The organism is Pseudomonas sp. UM16, assembly GCF_050312595.1.
In the GTDB taxonomy this organism is placed as follows: Bacteria; Pseudomonadota; Gammaproteobacteria; order Pseudomonadales; family Pseudomonadaceae; genus Aquipseudomonas.
The window spans coordinates 1-425 of record NZ_JBNPJT010000073.1; the positions used below are offsets into that span (position 1 = coordinate 1).

A 425-nucleotide genomic window follows, 5' to 3' on the forward strand; every position below is an offset into this window, starting at 1 on the left:
TTGCACCGCCGATTCCGCCAATAATCATTTTTCTAACCTTTTCTTTGCTAATTCAAAAAATCTTCTTCCAGTTCGCAACCGCAAAATCTCCGACCATGTTTTAAGGCGGCAACGCCTGTTGTGCCGCTGCCCATAAAAGGGTCAAAAATTAAATCTCCGATATTTGAAGCCGATAGTATGCAGCGTTCAAGTAAGGAGAGTGGTTTTTGTGTCGGATGTTTGCCGAATGTTTTTTCGGTTTTATTTGGTGGAGGAAATGTCCAAACACATTTCATCTGTTTGCCATTATTTTGTGCTTTCATCATTTCATAATGAAACGTATGTTTGGCTTTTTTATTTTTCTTTGCCCATAAGATTGTTTCTGTCGAATGGGTAAAGAAACGGCAGGACAAATTAGGGGGAGGATTGGGTTTTTCCCAAGTAAT

At 39.5% G+C, this 425-nt stretch carries 1 protein-coding gene; it reads right to left on the reverse strand.

The genetic code is table 11. The features are described from left to right. Positions 1-47 precede the first annotated feature (47 nt). Positions 48-425: DNA-methyltransferase (locus ACQRAX_RS25610; RefSeq protein WP_427867787.1), on the reverse strand; the 378-nt coding region annotated here is incomplete at its 5' end.